At 67.8% G+C, this 515-nt stretch carries 1 protein-coding gene; it reads left to right on the top strand.

The annotated features are described in order from the left end of the window. Positions 1 to 515, top strand: a 515-nt coding sequence (locus AC27L3_RS29535; RefSeq protein ID WP_487237112.1) for an SAM-dependent methyltransferase, incomplete at both ends; no start/stop codon positions are given.

The raw sequence follows: 515 nt of genomic DNA, 5'->3' as shown, positions 1-515 counted from the left end.
CGGGGTGGTTCGAGCATCATGGCCAACGCCCGCTTCGGCTGCGAGGTCGACGGGGTGTCCATCTCCCAGGCCCAGGTCGACTTCGCCAACGAGCAGGCCCGCAAGCGCGGCGTGGACGCCAAGGTGCGCTACCACTTCCGCAACATGCTCGACACCGGCCTGCCCACCGGCGCGTTCCAGGGCATCTGGAACAACGAATCCACCATGTACGTCGACCTGCACGACCTGTTCGCCGAACACGCCCGCCAGCTCGCCTTCGGCGGCCGCTACGTCGTCATCACCGGCTGCTCCAACGACGTCACCGGCGGCCGCTCCAAGGCCGTCAGCCGCATCGACGAGCACTACACCTGCAACATCCACCCCCGCAGCGCCTACTTCAAGGCCATGGCCGCCAACGGCCTGGTGCCCATGAACGTCGTCGACCTGACCGCCGCCACCATCCCCTACTGGGAGCTGCGCGCCCGGTCCTCGCTGGCCACCGGTGTCGAGGAGCCGTTCCTGACGGCATACAAGGA

The sequence above is a fragment of the Streptomyces sp. PKA51 genome, assembly GCF_057552455.1.
Note: the sequence above shows the minus strand (reverse complement) of the source record. Positions and strands in the feature narration are given on the sequence as shown.